The organism is Streptomyces sp. NBC_00377 (genome assembly GCF_036075115.1).
Lineage (GTDB): Bacteria > Actinomycetota > Actinomycetes > Streptomycetales > Streptomycetaceae > Streptomyces.
In genome coordinates, this window is record NZ_CP107958.1 from 5,894,388 (window position 1) to 5,911,217 (window position 16,830).

The 16,830-nt window shown below is 71.3% G+C and carries 13 protein-coding genes, 1 tRNA gene and 1 pseudogene; 11 read left to right on the plus strand and 4 right to left on the minus strand.

Annotation, left to right across the window (positions count from 1 at the left end; all coding sequences use genetic code 11):
• Positions 1–253 precede the first annotated feature (253 nt).
• Positions 254–521, minus strand: a pseudogene (locus OHS71_RS26325) (UTRA domain-containing protein); the annotation flags it as partial.
• A 184-nt stretch (positions 522–705) separates the two neighbouring features.
• Here OHS71_RS26325 and OHS71_RS26330 point away from each other — a divergent pair.
• Positions 706–1,158 carry a hypothetical protein gene (locus tag OHS71_RS26330; protein ID WP_328481801.1) on the plus strand — a complete coding sequence of 151 codons (453 nt, stop codon included), beginning with the start codon at positions 706–708 and terminating at the stop codon, positions 1,156–1,158.
• Between the two features lie 421 nt (positions 1,159–1,579).
• On the opposite strand, the gene OHS71_RS26335 is transcribed toward OHS71_RS26330, so the two are convergent.
• Positions 1,580–1,652: transfer RNA gene (locus OHS71_RS26335), tRNA-Arg, on the minus strand.
• A 321-nt stretch (positions 1,653–1,973) separates the two neighbouring features.
• On the opposite strand from OHS71_RS26335, the gene OHS71_RS26340 reads away from it, so the two are divergent.
• The 9 genes from OHS71_RS26340 (at position 1,974) to OHS71_RS26380 (ending at position 13,060) form a co-directional block, all read left to right on the plus strand.
• Positions 1,974–3,581, plus strand: a complete 1,608-nt coding sequence (locus OHS71_RS26340) for a dynamin family protein (protein ID WP_328481802.1) — start codon at positions 1,974–1,976, stop codon at positions 3,579–3,581.
• A gap of 3 nt (positions 3,582–3,584) precedes the next feature.
• The gene (locus OHS71_RS26345; RefSeq protein WP_328481803.1) at positions 3,585–5,780 is read left to right on the plus strand and encodes a YfjP family GTPase; all 2,196 of its coding nucleotides are present in this window, start codon (positions 3,585–3,587) and stop codon (positions 5,778–5,780) included.
• A 460-nt stretch (positions 5,781–6,240) separates the two neighbouring features.
• Positions 6,241–6,723: a single-stranded DNA-binding protein gene (locus tag OHS71_RS26350; protein WP_328481804.1), complete on the plus strand. Its 483-nt coding sequence runs from the start codon at positions 6,241–6,243 to the stop codon at positions 6,721–6,723.
• Positions 6,724–7,200: 477 nt separating this feature from the next.
• Complete coding sequence (locus tag OHS71_RS26355) at positions 7,201–8,613, plus strand: TQXA domain-containing protein (protein WP_328481805.1); 1,413 nt, start codon at positions 7,201–7,203, stop codon at positions 8,611–8,613.
• A gap of 247 nt (positions 8,614–8,860) precedes the next feature.
• Positions 8,861–9,148 carry a DUF4190 domain-containing protein gene (locus OHS71_RS26360; protein WP_328484652.1) on the plus strand — a complete coding sequence of 96 codons (288 nt, stop codon included), beginning with the start codon at positions 8,861–8,863 and terminating at the stop codon, positions 9,146–9,148.
• 286 nt (positions 9,149–9,434) lie between these two features.
• Positions 9,435–9,755: a GYD domain-containing protein gene (locus OHS71_RS26365; RefSeq protein WP_328481806.1), complete on the plus strand. Its 321-nt coding sequence runs from the start codon at positions 9,435–9,437 to the stop codon at positions 9,753–9,755.
• A gap of 525 nt (positions 9,756–10,280) precedes the next feature.
• The gene (gene ettA, locus OHS71_RS26370; RefSeq protein WP_328481807.1) at positions 10,281–11,945 is read left to right on the plus strand and encodes an energy-dependent translational throttle protein EttA; all 1,665 of its coding nucleotides are present in this window, start codon (positions 10,281–10,283) and stop codon (positions 11,943–11,945) included.
• A gap of 6 nt (positions 11,946–11,951) precedes the next feature.
• A complete protein-coding gene (locus tag OHS71_RS26375) occupies positions 11,952–12,383 on the plus strand; it encodes an acyl-CoA thioesterase (RefSeq protein WP_328481808.1) in 432 nt (143 codons plus the stop codon).
• A complete protein-coding gene (locus tag OHS71_RS26380; protein WP_328481809.1) occupies positions 12,380–13,060 on the plus strand; it encodes a hypothetical protein in 681 nt (226 codons plus the stop codon). The genes OHS71_RS26375 and OHS71_RS26380 overlap by 4 nt, the downstream gene beginning before the upstream one ends.
• A 200-nt stretch (positions 13,061–13,260) precedes the next feature.
• Here OHS71_RS26380 and OHS71_RS26385 read toward each other — a convergent pair whose 3' ends face one another.
• The gene (locus tag OHS71_RS26385; protein ID WP_328481810.1) at positions 13,261–13,674 is read right to left on the minus strand and encodes a globin; all 414 of its coding nucleotides are present in this window, start codon (positions 13,672–13,674) and stop codon (positions 13,261–13,263) included.
• A gap of 223 nt (positions 13,675–13,897) precedes the next feature.
• Between OHS71_RS26385 and OHS71_RS26390 the strand changes: the two genes are divergently transcribed.
• Entirely contained in the window at positions 13,898–14,893 is a 996-nt protein-coding gene (locus OHS71_RS26390) for a methyltransferase domain-containing protein (RefSeq protein WP_328481811.1), read from the plus strand.
• A gap of 111 nt (positions 14,894–15,004) precedes the next feature.
• On the opposite strand, the gene OHS71_RS26395 is transcribed toward OHS71_RS26390, so the two are convergent.
• A complete protein-coding gene (locus OHS71_RS26395) occupies positions 15,005–16,819 on the minus strand; it encodes an FHA domain-containing protein (RefSeq protein WP_328481812.1) in 1,815 nt (604 codons plus the stop codon).
• Between the last annotated feature and the right edge of the window lie 11 nt (positions 16,820–16,830).

Genomic DNA, 16,830 nt, shown 5'->3' on the forward strand with positions numbered 1-16,830 from the left:
GACGACTGCGGACGGTCGGCGCCTTCGACACGCATTCGGCAGAAGGGCGGGCGACGCGTGTCGGCTGAAGCCACCCGCCCGGGGTATCCGCCTCGACATGCTTGCTCTGATTGCGTACCGCTCGTACCACGGCGCAACGACCGTGTGGGCCTTCGTGGTTGCCATTCTCATCGTGCTGGTGGCGGGCTGGTACATCCGACGCCGAAGGTAGGCGCGACACCCGCAGACCTGCTTGCCCGGGTCCCGCAGGCCGCTACGGACGGTTGATCGGGATCTCGTAGACGATCTCGCAGGGAGCGGCGGGCACCACGATGTCCGCCGTCTCCACGGGCCGCCCCTGGTCGCTGTAGTACGTCCGCCGAATGTGCGTGACGAGAGCGGCCTTCTGGATGCCAGGAGTGACGCCTCCTCGGCGGTCGCCTGCCTCGGGGCTCCGGCTGCTGCACGGCGTGGCAGACGGTGATGCCGATGGCGGCCATGCGGTTCACGACGCCCGCCCCGGCGTGCGGCCCTCCCCGGGGAGGACGACGAGCGTCTCCGCGTCGCGACCAGCCGCGGTCACCCCTGGGCGTGAGCGAACCGCACCGCTTCTGAAACAGCGGCCGCAGACTGGTCCCACGGCCCCGCCGAATTCCCCCGGGCGGGGCCCAACTCTGCCCGGCGTGGCACCATGCCCCCTCCAGCACACCGCTTCATGGGGGACACATGCGTATCCGCGCCAGCATCACACTCACCACCGCCCTGCTCGCCACCCTCGCCGCCTGTTCATCGTCCAGCGACGACAAAGCCGACACCCCGAACAGCAGCCCCACCACGGCCGTCGAGACGCCGACCACCACCCGGACGCCGCCCAACGCCGTCGACCTGGAGCGCGTCGCGGACACGTACGTGAACCTCTACTTCGGAGGGGCTGGGGAGGGGGCGTACGCCTTCCTGTCGAAGCGCTGCCGCGCCAAGGCAGACCCGGCCACGTACGCGGCCACGGTGGAGCAGGCCGCGAAGGACTACGGGCCCGACCACCCGGCGACGGACGTGCACGCGACGGTCTCAGGGGGCATGGGCCGCGTATCGTACAAGGTGAAGGGCCTGCCGAAGTTCGACCAGCAGGGTCAGCCGTGGACGGTCGAGGGCGACGCCTGGAAGTACGACGCCTGCTGACCCTGCGCGCCACCCGGGCCCCGTCGACCAGCGTCGGCCGGGCCCCTGTCGCGCCTGGCGCAGTGCAGCCCTCAAGATCCTGCCGCGCCCGACCCCAGCCCCTCGGGTGGCCGAGTGGGCCGGGGACCGCGTGTCGGTGCCGTTGACCACTTACGCACGGTGCGTCGAGGGGTAGCTGCGTGACCTGAAACCGGCGCCTTGAGGTTGCCGGGGATCTTCCCGGGCCGGCCCACGGGGGCTGAGGTTTCCCGCGGAGAATTTCGACACGTATTCGACTGGGTGACCCGCGAAAGATCGGGTGACCGCCGGACAGCCCCGACCTTCTCCACGATCGTCGGGGGAGTGTCCAAGGCTTTGTCGCGCCGCATTAAACATGCTCTGACCAGCAAAAATGCCCTCCTGAAAGGAGGGCGGAGACTTGCGCCCCCGGCAGGACTCGAACCTGCGGCCAAGCGCTTAGAAGGCGCCTGCTCTATCCACTGAGCTACGGGGGCCGGGTGTGGTGGCCTCGTACGTGCTGCCCGGGTGTGGGCTGATCCGTCACGGTGCCGGGGACAAGGATAGGGCTCCCGGTTCCTTGTCCCGGTTGCTTCGCCTCCGTGGCTCAATGTGGAGGTTCGGTGAAGCGGTCCTGATAATCGCAGGCAAGTGCGAATCGTGCATCGCTTTTCGCGTCCGGGGCCACGGGTGTTGTGCACTCGTTATGCCTGCGCTGTGCCTCTGTCCCAGTCGCACCTTCCGTCCCTTGTGTCCTATCGGCGCGCAGACATGCCTATATGCTTCATAAATCCCCTAAAATTGGGCATTCTTCGCATGTGGTGACCTTGGACGTACGGCCTCAGCTGCTCGACGCACTTTCCGCCCTGCGCGACCGTGTCGCCGCCGCACGCTTCCCGCTTCCCCTGGCGGGGGCGCCACGCGCGCGTGCCAACCGCGACGAACTGCTCGCCCAGCTCGACGACTACTTGGTGCCCCGGCTCAAGCAGCCCGAAGCGCCGCTGCTGGTCGTCGTGGGCGGGTCCACCGGCGCGGGCAAGTCGACCCTCGTCAACTCCCTGGTGGGCCGGCGCGTCAGCGAGGCGGGCGTGTTGCGGCCCACGACACGCACTCCGGTGCTCGTGTGCCATCCGGAGGACCATCACTGGTTCAGCGGCATGCGGGTACTGCCCCGTCTCACGCGCGTGTGGGCGCCCCATCAGGGGTCCACGGATGATTTGTTGCTGCCCGGCGAGGGCGGCGGGAACGTGCTGCGGATCGAGACCGCGGACACCCTCCCGCCAGGCCTCGCCCTGCTCGACGCCCCCGACATCGACTCCCTGGTGGCCGACAACCGGGTGCTCGCCGCCGAACTGATCTGTGCTGCCGACATCTGGGTGATGGTCACGACCGCCGCCCGTTACGCCGACGCGGTGCCCTGGCATCTGCTCCGCACCGCCAAGGAGTACGACGCCACGCTCGTGACCGTCCTCGACCGGGTGCCCCACCAGGTCGTCGGCGAGGTGTCCCGGCAGTACGGAGCCCTGCTCACCAAGGCCGGACTCGGCGACGTACCGCGCTTCACGGTGCCCGAACTGCCCGAGTCCGCCTGGGGCGGTGGGCTTCTCCCGGCCACCGCCGTGGCGCCGCTGCGGACCTGGCTCGTCCACCACGTCCAGGATGCGCACGCCCGCCATCACGCGCTGGCCCGAACCGCCCGTGGCGTCCTCGTCTCACTCAGGGCCCGGATGCCCGAACTGGCGGGCGCCGCCGCCTCGCAGTACGCGGCGGCGCTGCGGCTCACCGCGGCCGTGGAGGGGGCGTACGACACCGAGTACGCGCGCGTGCGGGGCCGTCTTCAGGGCGGAGCCGTGCTCGCCGGTGACGCGCTGAAGCGCTGGCGGGCCTTCCCGCTGGACTGCTCCGCCGGGGAACTCCTCGACGCCCTCGTGGAGAGCCTCGTCGCCCTCCTGCTGTGCGCCGTCACCGCAGCCGACGAGCGCGTCAACGAGGCGTGGAGGCGTGAACCGGCGGCTGAGGCACCGGAGCTGACGGACCGGGACGCTTCGCCGGAGGACGTCGAGCACCGGATCGGCCTGGCCGTACGGCGGTGGCGGCGTGAGCTCGAGGAGTACGCCGAGGACGAGGTGCGCGGCCTCGAACGCGGCGTCGTACCGGATCCGGAGTCGGTCGCCGCCCTCGTCGCCACCGCGCTGCTGGGCGGCCGCAGGGCGCGTTCGGCCGGCGAAGGGCTTGCCGAACGGATCGGCGCGCACGGGGCGCTGCGGCTGCGCGACCGTGCCGGGCGGCTGCTCGCCGAATACCTCGACCGGGTGATGCAGATTGAACGCGAGCGCCGCCTCGCACCCCTCGACGGGCTCGAGGTCCACCCCGAGCCCCAGGCCGAACTCATCGCCGCGCTGTCCGTACTTCAGAAGGAGAGGTGACCGGTGACCGCCGTCACTGACCAGGACCACACGGACAACGACCACACGACCCACGAGCACAGCAACGACACCCACACAGCCGACGACCACACGACCGACGTTCACAGGGGCGACGACCGCCGACGCGACGACCACAGGGGCGACGGGCACGCCGGCGACCGGGAACCGGAGCAGGCGCGGGGCAGCCGACCGGGGAAGACGGAGGACCCGCAAGCCGTGGAACAGGCACAGGAGCGTGCGCACGCGAAGGACGGCGACGTGGTCGAGGAGTCGGCGCGGGAACCCGAGGAGCACAGGGCCGACGTCCACGCGCGCGTACCCGACGCCGACGGGGCACCCTCCGCCCGCAGGGGCCCCGGCACGGCTCCACGCTCCCTCGCGCGCTCCGGTACGGGACAGCAGGCGCCCTCCGGTACGGAACCGCGGGCGAAAGCCCGTACGGAACCGCCCGTGGAGGCCTGTACGGAATCCGTCGGTGGCTGGGACGACGGGCTCATCGCCCGTCGTGTGAACGAGGCGTCCGCCGCCGAGCAGGCCGCCGTCATGGAGACCCGGGCCGGCGACGGTAAGGGCGGCGGCACCGGCAGCGCTCTGCCCTCGACCCCGATCACGTACGACGTGCCGCTGCGCTCGCGGCTCGAGGCGCTGCGTGAACTCGTGGGGCTCTCCCGCACCCGGCTCGACAGCCGGACGCTCGCCGAGGCCGGGCGGGTGCTCGACGAGGCGGCGGCCCGGCGCAGACTCTCCGGCCAGCACACCGTCGTCGCCATCGCGGGTGCCACCGGGAGCGGCAAGTCGCAGCTGTTCAATGCCCTCGCGGGAGTGACCATCTCGGAGACGGGTGTGCGCCGTCCGACCACTTCCGCGCCCATCTCGTGCAGTTGGAGCGACGGCGCGTCGGCCCTCATCGACCGGATCGGCATCCCGGGCCGGCTGCGCAGGCGGCCGGTGCAGAGTCAGGACGCGGAGGCGCAGCTGCGCGGGCTCGTCCTGATCGACCTGCCCGACCACGACTCGGCGGCCGTGCAGCACCGTGAGCAGGTCGACCGTGTCCTGGCCCTGGTCGACGCCGTCATCTGGGTCGTCGATCCCGAGAAGTACGCCGACGCCATCCTCCACGAGCGCTATCTGCGGCCCATGGCGGGCCACGCGGAGGTCATGTTCATCGTCCTGAACCAGATCGACCGGCTGCCCGGCGAGGCCGCCGAGCTGGTCCTCGACGACCTGCGCCGCCTGCTCGACGAGGACGGCGTCGCCCTCGGCGAGTACGGCGAACCGGGCGCGACCGTGCTCGCCCTGTCCGCGCTCACCGGCGACGGCATCGGAGAGCTGCGCGAACTGCTCGGCCAGTTCGTGGCCGAACGCGGCGCCGCGGCACGGCGGATCTCCGCCGATGTGGACGCCGCCGCCTGGCGTTTGCGCCCCGTCTACGCCACGGGGCGGCGCACCGGGCTCAGCGAGGAGGCGCGGGACGAGTTCACCGACCGCCTCGCGGACGCCGTGGGCGCCACCGCCGCCGGAGAGGCCGCCGAACGCGCCTGGCTGCGCAACGCGAGCCGGGCGTGCGGCACGCCGTGGCTGCGGCTTTGGCGGTGGCATCAGGACCGCCGCGACCCTCCCACCGGTCGGCTGCCGCTCCGTGCCCAGGCCGACGAGGAGGCCACGGCACGACAACGGGTCGAACAGGCGGTTCGCACGCTGTCCGAGCGGGCCTCGGCCGGACTGCCCAAGCCATGGGCCCAGGCCGTGCGGGAGGCGGCCGCACGCGGGGCCCAGGGGCTGCCCGAGGCGCTGGACGAGCTGACCGCGCGGGCGGGGCTGCCGCCGGGACGGCCACCGCGGCCGGGCTGGTGGCCGGTGGCCGTGCTGGCTCAGGCGTGCATGACCCTGCTACAGGTCGTCGGCGGACTGTGGCTGGTCGGACAGATCGTCGCGGTCATGGCACCCAACCTCGGGGTTCCGGTGCTGCTGATGGTGACGGGCATCGTCGGCGGCCCGCTCGTCGAGTGGAGCTGCCGGCTGGCGGCCCGGGGGCCGGCCCGGCGGTACGGCCAGGACGCGGAGCGCCGGCTGCGAGAGGCGGCGGCCGGGTGCGGACGGGCCCGCGTCCTTGATCCCGTCGCCGCGGAGCTGCTGCGGTACCGGGAGGTCCGGGAGCAGTACGGGCACGTCATGGGGGTGGGGGCCGCCGCGAGGTGAGGCGCGTGGGCGGGGAGCGATACGCGGTGGATGGCCCGTGGGGGTGATCCACAGTGGATGGCCCGTGACGGGGATGCACGGTGGATTGCCGGTGACGGGGATGCACGGTGGATTGCCGGTGACGGTGACCTGCGGCCGACGGTGGGTGACCAGCGATCGTGACCGCTCAACGGGTCATCCGCGGGTGTGATCCACAAGGGGTGATCCGCAGGCAGGGGGGCGTGGATCACTCTTCCGGGTGGTGGAGATTTCCACACGTGGGTGGTGATCCACAGTGCTCGGCGGGCCCGGTCCGACGGAGGCAGTCTGGCTTCACGGCGATCGCGACGGACGTGGTCGCCGCGAGGCGGTGACGGTACGCGGCGAACGAGACCGCGCACGTCACGGCGGACGCAGCCGTACGGGACGGGCCCGTACGTGTATCCGGGCGGTACGACCGTCCGGCGAGGAGGGGTTCGTGATGAACGAGACGATGGTCTGCGCGATCGGCAACGTGGCGACCCGACCCGTCTACCGGGAGCTGGCGGGGGGCGCGTCGGCGAGGTTCAGGCTGGCGGTGACCTCGCGCTACTGGGACCGCGAGAAGAGTGTGTGGACCGACGGGCACACCAACTTCTTCACGGTGTGGGCCAACCGGCAACTGGCCACCAACGCGATGGCCTCGCTGAACGTCGGTGACCCGGTGATGGTGCAGGGCAGGCTGAAGGTGCGCACCGAGTCGCGCGAGGGACAGCAGAACCGGACGTCGGCGGACATCGACGCCGTGGCGATCGGCCACGACATCTCGCGGGGCACCTCCGCCTTCCGGCGCTCCGGCCGCCCCGAGGGGACGGCCGCCGGCCCGCCGGCGCGGCCCGAGCCCAACTGGGAGACACCAGCCGTGAATGCCGCCGAGCCGGAGCCTGACACCCCGCAGCGGCGCGAGCCGATGGCGGTGACGTGAGCGGGGGCCGTGGCCGAGGTCGTGGCCGTGGCCGTGGGCAGGGGCCGTCGACGGAGGTCGTCGACAGGGGGTCCGGGTTGAAAGCGCGCGCTGAAGACTGCCCTGAAGAGGTGCGCTGAAGCAGGACGGGGTGCGGTGCGGGTCGCGTGGGCTTCCGGCGGCAGCTTGCGTTTTGTCGTGCGACCGGTCGGTGACGGACAGTCAACGTTCCTGCCCCGGCCGAAGCGGACCGGCACCGGCCGAACTGTGGCTTATCGGCGGATGCACTTCGAACGGCTAAGTGCATTTGTCGATAAGCCGGACTCCGGGACGATCTTGGGGATAACGATTCCGATTCGGATCGGCGATCCGATGACATGACCGGTAAGCGTGGTGCGCGACATCTCTAGGATGCCGGACGTGGCTCACGGGGCTTCTGATTCTGCTGGTGGGACCCGTACCCCCCACATCAACGGGTCTCGCTCGAAGGGGAATTGTGTGATTTCTTCGTTCTCCGCGCCGTTCACGCGCGGGCGAGGCGCGGTCCGCCTTGCCGCGGCGACGTTGTTGTCCGGCTTCGTCGCAGTCGGTGTGCTCGCCGGCGCGGGCACGGCCGTCGCCACCGAAGTGACACAGAGTCAGGGCGGGGCCACCGCGACGATAGGCGGCCTCAAGACCTACGGCGCCGCCGTGATCCACGCCGACAGCGGCGATCAGGAGGTCTCGGCCGGCCTGTTCGAGATGTCCGTCGAGGGTGGCGGCACCTTGCAGACCTACTGCGTCGACCTCTACAACCCCACGCAGAAGGACGCCAGGTACCAGGAGACACCCTGGAGCGGCACCTCGCTGGGAGCCAACCGGAACGCGGGCCGCATCAGCTGGATCCTCCAGAACTCCTACCCCCAGGTGAACAACCTCGCCTCGCTCGCGGACAGGGCCGGCATCGACGGCGGCCTCACCGAACAGGACGCGGCCGCCGGCACCCAGGTGGCCATCTGGCGCTACTCGGACGGCGCGGACGTCGACGCCGTCGACCCGCAGGCCGAGCGGCTCGCCGACTACCTCCAGAAGGCCGCCCGCACGGCGGCGGAGCCCGAGGCGTCGCTCACCCTCGAAACGCCCGCCGTCTCCGGTCACCCCGGTGAGCTGCTCGGTCCGGTGACGGTGCACACCAACGCGAGCGATGTGACCGTGACACCCCCGCTGGACGGCGCCACCAGTGGCGTACGGATCGTCGGCAAGGACGGCAAGGCCGTCACCTCCGCGACGGACGGCAGCCAGCTGTTCTTCGACGTGCCCGCCACCGCGGCCGACGGCTCGGCGGAGCTGACCGTCCAGGCCTCCACCACCGTCCCGGTCGGCCGTGCCTTCACCTCCGAGAGTCGCAGCCAGACCCAGATCCTGGCCGGCTCCAGCGAGTCGACGGTGTCGGCGAAGGCCGACGCGACCTGGGCCGTGCAGGGCGCGGTACCGGCACTGTCCGCGGCGAAGAACTGCGCGAAGTCCGGGGTCGACATCACCGCCGCCAACCGGGGCGACCAGGTCTTCACCTTCGAGCTGATGGGGACCGCGTACGCCATGCCGGCCGGTGCGTCCCGCACGGTGACGATCCCGCTCCAGGAGGACCAGGCCTACGACTTCACGATCAACAGCCCGCAAGGCGTCCAGAGTCGCTTCACCGGCGTCCTGGACTGTGAGACCCAGTCCGACGAGGCCGCCGACCTGACCACCCAGACGCTCAGCGAGCCCAGCCCGGCCACGGTGGGCGGCACCTCCGTCGCCGACACCGACCTCGCCGCGACGGGTGGCACCAGCGCCACCCCTCTCATCGCGGGAACAGCCATCGGCCTGGTGGTCATCGGCGGAGCTGCCCTGCTGATCGTGGGTCGCAAGGAGAACCACCGGCACTGAACCACCGGCACTGAACCGTCGGCACTGAACCGTCGGCACTGATCCGACCGCAGTGATGTCAGGGCGGGGTGCGCCGAGGCGAACCGCCTCGCACGTCTGGGGAAGATGCGGTCCGTCGCGCTCCATCGCCGTGAATCTGACGGCTCGTCGACATGGGAACGCCTCGAAGGGGCACTCGGAGCAACAAGTCGAACGTAAGGAGCGCATGGCCCGTTCGGTCCGTGCAACCGACAACCGGGAGTATCCGATGGCGAGTTACGGCAACTCTTCTACTGCGTCCTCCGGATCGCGCACCAACGGCCTGGCGATCGCGAGTCTCTCCTGCGGCATCGTCGGACTGTTCATCCTGAACATCGTGCTGGGCCCCCTGGCCATCATCTTCGGTGCCGTCGCCCGACGCCAGGCAGGGGTCAGGAGCGGCGCCGGAATGGCGAAGGCCGGCATCATCCTCGGTGTCGTCGACGTGGTGCTGTGGCTCGTGCTCCTGGCCGTCGCCGCCAGCAACGGCGGCTTCAGCTGGTACGTGGGCGGCTGACAGCCGTTGCGCTCGATCTTGGACGCTTCCCGGCCGAGGGCCGGTGCACGTCGCTCCGGGCCGGTCACCCATGTACGGACACGGGTGACCGGCTCCGTGCGTGGCCGCCGTCGGCGGGGTGCCTCCGGCCATCGACGAAGCCCGGTCGTCGGCTGGGTCCCGGACATATGTGCGCACGCCGATGCGGTCGTGGCGTGCGAGTGAATCCCGCGTCGGTGGCTCGGTGGCGGACGTGACGACGGGAAGGTCATCCCCGACCGGACAAGTCGCGGGCAGGGAGCGCCCTATGCCGAAGTTCCTCATCCAAGCCACCTACACGACCGAGGGGTCCAAGGGCCTCCTCAGGGAAGGCGCGAGCGGCCGCCGCGAGGCCGTCGAGCGCGTCGTCGCCGGTCTCGGCGGGACGGTCGAGGCCATGTACTTCGCCTTCGGAGAGGACGACCTCGTGTGCATCCTCGACCTCCCCGACCCGGTGTCCATGGCCGCCGCCAGCCTCACCGTCAAGGCGAGCGGAGCGCTCCGCACCCGGGCCACGCCGCTCCTCACCCTCGACGAGGTCGACGAGGCCACCCGTCGCCAGGTCCCCTTCCGAGCGCCCGGCGCGTGAGCCCGAGCCGGATGGGGCTGTCTCCGGGCCGGTGACGGCCGAGGCCGTCTTGAGCCGCACGAGCCGGACGGGGATGCTGGTCCTCCGGAGTCTTTGGGGGAGGACATGGTCGCTGACGTGACGGCTGTCGGAGGCTTGCTGGCTGTTCTGTTCTCGCTGCTCTTCCTGGCTCAACAGACCCGCGCTGCGACTGAGCAGACGGCGAAGGCCAACAACTGGTCCGAGGTCAGTGCCCTGGACCAGTGCCCGAACGGTCTTCGGGGCATCTACTTCATATGGTCGACGGGCTGGTCGAGGGCCGTCCGTGGGTTGTCCGCGGGGCCTTCTGCCGGCTGATTCCGGGGCGGGCGGCGGTGACCGCGGTCACGGGCCGGTGACGGGTGATGACCGGTGCGCCACGGCCGTCCCTGGTGAAACCCCAGGTCAGGCGTCCCCGGGCAAACGGGTTAACACCCAGGGGTGGACCTCAGGCAAGATGGGGTGTATCTGCCCACTGCCAGATTTCAAGCTGCCGGACGGTTTCTCTTGGCTGAGTACATCTACACCATGCGCAAGACGCGCAAGGCACACGGCGACAAGGTCATCCTTGACGACGTCACGCTGAGCTTCCTGCCCGGCGCGAAGATCGGTGTGGTCGGGCCGAACGGTGCCGGTAAGTCCACCGTTCTCAAGATCATGGCGGGACTCGAGCACCCCTCCAACGGTGACGCGTTCCTCTCGCCGGGGTACAGCGTCGGGATGCTCCTCCAGGAGCCGCCGCTCGACGAGTCCAAGACCGTTCTGGAGAACGTGCAGGACGGCGCAGCCGAGATCATGGGCAAGCTCAAGCGCTTCAACGAGGTCGCCGAGCTGATGGCGACCGACTACTCGGACGCGCTGCTGGACGAGATGGGCAAGCTCCAGGAGGACCTGGACCACGCCAACGCGTGGGACCTGGACACCCAGCTGGAGCAGGCCATGGACGCCCTGGGCTGCCCGCCCGGCGACTGGCCCGTCACCAACCTCTCCGGTGGTGAGCGCCGCCGCGTCGCGCTGTGCAAGCTGCTGCTCGAGGCCCCCGACCTGCTGCTGCTCGACGAGCCCACCAACCACCTGGACGCCGAGTCCGTGCAGTGGCTGGAGCAGCACCTCGCGAAGTACCCCGGCACCGTCGTCGCCGTCACCCACGACAGGTACTTCCTCGACAACGTCGCCGAGTGGATCCTCGAGCTCGACCGCGGGCGCGCCCATCCCTACGAGGGCAACTACTCCACCTACCTCGAAACCAAGGCGAGCCGCCTCAAGGTGGAGGGGCAGAAGGACGCCAAGCGGGCGAAGCGTCTGAAGGAGGAGCTCGAGTGGGTGCGGTCCAACGCCAAGGGGCGTCAGGCCAAGTCCAAGGCGCGTCTCGCCCGGTACGAGGAGATGGCTGCCGAGGCCGACAAGATGCGGAAGCTGGACTTCGAGGAGATCCAGATCCCGCCGGGCCCGCGTCTGGGCTCCATCGTCGTCGAGGTCAGCAACCTCTCCAAGGCCTTCGGCGAGAAGGTGCTCATCGACGATCTCAGCTTCACGCTGCCGCGTAACGGGATCGTCGGCATCATCGGCCCGAACGGCGCCGGCAAGACCACCCTCTTCAAGATGATCCAGGGGCTCGAGGACCCGGACTCCGGCAGCATCAAGGTCGGCGACACCGTCAAGATCTCGTACGTCGACCAGAGCCGCGAGAACATCGACCCGAAGAAGTCGCTGTGGGCCGTCGTCAGCGATGAGCTGGACTACATCAACGTGGGCCAGGTGGAGATGCCGTCCCGCGCGTACGTCTCCGCGTTCGGGTTCAAGGGTCCGGACCAGCAGAAGCCGGCCGGTGTGCTCTCCGGTGGTGAGCGCAACCGTCTGAACCTGGCGCTCACCCTCAAGCAGGGCGGCAACCTGCTCCTCCTCGACGAGCCGACGAACGACCTGGACGTCGAGACGCTGTCCTCCCTGGAGAACGCGCTGCTGGAGTTCCCGGGTGCCGCCGTGGTCGTCTCCCACGACCGGTGGTTCCTGGACCGGGTCGCCACGCACATCCTCGCCTACGAGGGTGACTCCAAGTGGTTCTGGTTCGAGGGCAACTTCGAGTCGTACGAGAAGAACAAGATCGAGCGGCTGGGCGCGGACGCCGCGCGTCCGCACCGTGCCACCTACAAGAAGCTGACCCGGGGCTGATCGATCTTGCGGCACATCTACCGCTGCCCACTGCGCTGGGCGGACATGGACGCGTACGGCCACGTCAACAACGTGGTCTTCCTCCGCTATCTGGAGGAAGCCCGTATCGACTTCCTGTTCCGCCCGGAGAAGGACTTCAAGCAGGGGTCCGTGGTGGCGCGCCACGAGATCGACTACAAGCGGCAGCTCGTGCACCGGCACTCGCCGGTCGACATCGAGCTGTGGGTCACCCAGATAAGGGCCGCGTCCTTCACGATCTGCTACGAGGTGAAGGACGGGGACGTCTTGTACGTCCGGGCCTCCACCGTCATCGTGCCGTTCGACTTCGAGGCACAGCGGCCGCGCCGGATCACCGCTGAGGAGCGCGAGTTCCTCGAGGAGTACGGGGACGACCGGGGCGACGCGAAGGACGCCGGCAAGGAGGCCGTCGCCGCATGACGGTGCTCCACCTCGCCGACGAGGGGGAGGCGGCGGACTTCGCGGCCTTCCTCTCCCGGCTGCTCCACTACGACCGTGGAGCGGCGGTGCGGCTCCAGGCGGCCGGTACCGCCCTTGCCGTCTTCGGCCGGCCGCCCTCCTTCGAGGTGCTCGCGATCCGCGCGGTCCGGCTGGCCAAGCCGTACGAGAACGGCCTCGACGTCACGCTGGACGTGACCGTGTCGGCGGGTGAGCTGCTGGAGTCCGTCGAGGAGAGCGCGGCGACGGCCGCGGTGCCCGAGGCCGTCACGGGACCGCCGTGGGCCGGTGTGCTGCCGCCGCGCGGCGGGTGGCGGCCCGAGGCGGGGCTGCCCGCACCTGACTCGCTGCGCGCGACGGTCGGTGCGGCGATCGGTGAATTCCGTTCCCGTACCGAGGGGTTGGCGGCCGAGCTGCGCACGCGGGCCGAACTGGACCGGATCGGACGGGACATCTGGTCCCGGACGATCGGGGACACCGGGCTTCCCGTGCGTGCCGTGCACGCGGCCCAGTCGCTCGGATTCCTGCGGCCCTCGACGGGTCCGGAGGGGCTGCGGCTGCTCTCGCTCGGTGCGTGGCTGCGGCTGCGCACACCGTACGGGTCGATCGCGGTACGCCGGGAGGGGCGGCTGGGGATGCTCGACGTCAGCGTGCGCTGACGACGCCCGCCGCGCACCCGAGTACGCGTCTCCGGGGACATCCTCCCGGGCCTGTCATGTCCGGCACGTCTCCGCGGATACGTGCCGTGCTCGGCCCGCGGAAGGTTCGGCGGCAGGATCTCCGGCACGCGGGCTTCCTGCGCGTCTCCGCCGGGTCTGCCCGGCCACATCCCGCGGGATCCCGCCGGATCCCGTCGAGGCTACTCCGGGGTGTTCACCATCGACGCCGCCGCGTAGGTCAGGTAGTTCCACAGGGTGTGCTCGTGCTCCTCGGAGAGACCGAGCTCGTCGACCGCGACCCGCATGTGCTTCAGCCAGGCGTCGTGCGCGGCCCGGTCCACCACGAAGGGCGCGTGCCGCATGCGCAGCCGGGGGTGGCCGCGGTTCTCGCTGTAGGTCGTCGGACCGCCCCAGTACTGCATGAGGAACAACGCGAAACGCTCCTCGGCCGGGCCCAGGTCCTCCTCCGGGTACATGGGCCGAAGGAAGGGGTCCTCGGCGACTCCCTGATAGAAACGGTGGACCAGCCGGCGGAAGGTCTCCTCCCCACCGACCTGCTCGTAGAAGGTCTGCTCCTGAAGCGTGCCGCGCCGAATCTCTTTCACGCCTCCCATGGTCTCAGACCGGGAGACGGAGGACTTGAGGCTTAGGACCGCTCACCGGCCGCTCCTCACCAGCCCCTCCCCACCGGCCCCTCTCCACCAGTCCCTCCCCACCGGCCCCTCTCCACCAGTCCCTCCCCACCGGCCTCTCCCCCCAGGCTGCTCATCCTCGGCCGCTCACACCGGCCGTCCCCAGTGGCTCGCTTCCCGGCGCCGCGCGCCGCACAGTGGAGGCATGAGCGCGGACGCACTCGACCAGGATCTCGACGATCTCGCCGTATCGGCACGGGCCGTGCTGCTGCGCGCGATCGAGGCGAGCGGGGCCTTCGCCGCCGGTCCGCGCTGGCGGGACGCCTTCGCGGTGGTCCCGCGTCACCTCTTCGTGCCGTACTACTACGTCAGCGGCGCCGGCGGATACGAACGGCGCTGGGGCGAGAGCCCCGACCCGCGCTCCCGGGAACGCTGGCTGCGGGGCGCGTACGAGGACACCCCGCTGGCCACCCGGCTGCGCGACGGTGTGCTGCTCTCCTCCAGCAGCCAGCCCTCGCTGATGGCGTTGATGCTGGCCGAGCTGCGGGTCGAGGACGGCCACCGGGTCCTGGAGATCGGCGCGGGCACCGGGTACAACGCGGCGCTGCTGTCGTACCGGCTCGGCGACGGGAACGTCACCACCGTCGACCTGGATCCGGAGATCACGGAGTCGGCCCGTCGGCATCTCGAAGAGGCCGGGTACCGGCCGACCGTCGTCACCGGGGACGGGGCGCGAGGGGTTCCAGAACGCGCCCCCTTCGACCGGATCATCGCCACCTGCACGCTGACGTCGGTCCCGCGCGCCTGGCTCGCCCAGTGCGCTCCCGGAGCGCTGATCCTGGCGCCGCTGGCCACCGGGCTGATCGCGCTGACCGTCCGGGACGCCGGACATGCCGAGGGGCGGTTCCTGGAGACCGGGGCCTACTTCGTGCCGCTGCGCGGGTCGGACCGGTCGGAGCCGGAACCGGTGGCGCTCGCCGGGGTGCCCCGCCGGGCCCGGGAGAACGACCTGTTCCGCTTCCTGCTGTCCCTGACCCGGGGCACCCTCGACCCACAGGAGGCGGCCGCCCTGTGGGAACGCGAGGGCATGCCGGGACGGGAGAGGTACGGCATCACGCTGGACGCCGGGCACGCGTGGGCGTGGCTCGACGAACCGGAGGGGCCGTACGCGTGGCCCCTGCCGGATCCGTCGGGTCCGTAGGCTCGATGGATGTCGGTCGGGCAGGCCGGGCGGCCGGGACCTGCCCCTCCGGTGTCCGGTGCCGTGACCGGAAGGGTTCACCGGCTCCGGCAGACCCTTCCGGTCACGGCACTAGCCGCGGCGGATGGTGATCGTCGTCCAGGCGCCCACGTGCACCTGGTCGCCGTCCTGGAGCGGTACCGGGACGAACGGCTGGATCGGTTCTTCCGAGCCGTTGACCGTGGTGCCGTTCGTCGAGTTCTGGTCGACGACCGCCCAGCTGCCGTCGGGCTGCTGAACCAGTACCGCGTGCTGGTGCGAGACGCCCGGGTCCTCCGGCGGCACCGACAGGTCCAGGTCGGGAGTCTCACCGGTGGAGTGCCGGCGGCGGCCGATGGTGAACTGGTTGCCGGTGAGCGGACGCTGCTGCTCGGGCGAGTACGCGGGCAGGTTCAGACCCGCGGCCTCGGGACCCGAGCGGTGCATCATCGCCATGAAGTACGCGCGGTCCGGTCCGATGGTCACCGTCCAGGTGGCCGGCTGCTGCGGGAAGCCCTGGCCGGGCGGGGGCGGTGCCTGGTTGGCGCCGGGCTGCGGGTAGCCGTAACCACCGCCCTGAGCCTGGCCGGGACCACCAGGGCCACCGGGCGAGCCCTGGCCGGGGCCGGTGTTCGACGGCGGGGAGATCACCCAGTCGTCGTCACCGCCGAACGGCCGGCCGCCGGGCTGGGGGCGGCCCGTCTCCTGCGGGAACGCGGGCGGGGCGGTCGCGCCGGACGACTGGAAGGCCTGCGGGGCGCCGGGGCCACCCTGAGCACGGGGATCACCCGGGCCGCCGCCGAAGCCGCCCTGGCCCGGCGGTATCCCGGGACCGGCCGTCGGAGTGGGGCCGGGCGGCGGCGGAACGGGCCGCGAGGGGTCGGCGCCGAAGCCGCCGGGACCGGGCGCACCCTGAGGGCGGCCCCCGGGTCCGGAAGGCCGACCGAAGGAATCGCCGCCCTGGCCGGAAGGCTCACGGCGGAACGGATCGCCGCCCTGGCCGGAAGGCTGACCGAAGGGGTCGCCGCCCTGGCCGGAAGGCTCACGGCGGAAGGGGTCGCCACCCTGGCCGGAAGGCTGACCGAAGGGGTCGGAGGCCTGTCCGGTCTGCTCGCGCCGGTAGGGGTCCGAGGGCTGCGCCGACGGCTCGCGTCCGAAGGGGTCGCCGGGCGGACCGGGGGGACGGCCCCCGGGACCGGCGGGCTGACCGAAGGGGTCGCCGCCCTGGCCGGAAGGCTCGCGCCGGAAGGGATCGCCGCCCTGGGCGGACGGGTCACGCCCGAAGGCACCCGCGGGCGGACCGCCGACAGGACCGCCCGGACCGCCGGGCCTGCCCTGTCCGCCGCCGTGTCTGCCCTGTCCGCCGGGACCGCCCGGGCCCGACGGTTCGCCGCCGAACGGCGGGATCGGTTCTGCGGGACGGTTCACCTGCGACGGCCGGGAGCTCTGGTAGTCGAACGAGTCGCCGCCTCCGTAGGACGGCGGTGGCGGCTGATAGCCCCCGCCCGGACCGGGACCGCCAGGACCGGGTGCGCCGGGGCCCCCGGGACCCGGACCGCCGGGACCCTGGCCGGGGCCCGGACCTGTCGGGCGCGGGGCGGCCGGGGTGTACGAGGTGGCCGTGTTGGTCAGGAAGTTCCACCGGCACTCCTCGCAGAACGGCGCACCGCCCTCACGGGGCGTGCGGCACTGCGGGCAGAGTTCGGGATCGTGGTCCGGTACGGACGACAGGTGCCGTCCACCGGGGGGGCCGCCCTGGCCCTGGCCGGGCGGGGGCGGAAAGCCGTAGCCACCGGCCGTCGGAGGCGGTGGGGGAGGAGGCGGAGGTACGGCACCGGCCATGCGGTGACCGCAGACCTCGCACCAGTCGTCGGAACCCGACTGGTGTCCGTTCGGGCAGGTCGGCATGTCGGCGCGTC

Excerpts from the sequence above, each read along its gene's own strand:
- OHS71_RS26365 (WP_328481806.1), top strand. The coding sequence starts at position 9,435 with ATGCCGAAGTTCCTCATCCAAGCCACCTACACGACCGAGGGGTCCAAG.
- OHS71_RS26380 (WP_328481809.1), top strand. The coding sequence starts at position 12,380 with ATGACGGTGCTCCACCTCGCCGACGAGGGGGAGGCGGCGGACTTCGCG.
- OHS71_RS26385 (WP_328481810.1), bottom strand. The coding sequence starts at position 13,674 with ATGGGAGGCGTGAAAGAGATTCGGCGCGGCACGCTTCAGGAGCAGACC.
- OHS71_RS26350 (WP_328481804.1), top strand. The coding sequence starts at position 6,241 with ATGAACGAGACGATGGTCTGCGCGATCGGCAACGTGGCGACCCGACCC.
- OHS71_RS26360 (WP_328484652.1), top strand. The coding sequence starts at position 8,861 with ATGGCGAGTTACGGCAACTCTTCTACTGCGTCCTCCGGATCGCGCACC.
- OHS71_RS26330 (WP_328481801.1), top strand. The coding sequence starts at position 706 with ATGCGTATCCGCGCCAGCATCACACTCACCACCGCCCTGCTCGCCACC.
- OHS71_RS26390 (WP_328481811.1), top strand. The coding sequence starts at position 13,898 with ATGAGCGCGGACGCACTCGACCAGGATCTCGACGATCTCGCCGTATCG.
- OHS71_RS26395 (WP_328481812.1), bottom strand. The coding sequence starts at position 16,819 with ATGCCGACCTGCCCGAACGGACACCAGTCGGGTTCCGACGACTGGTGC.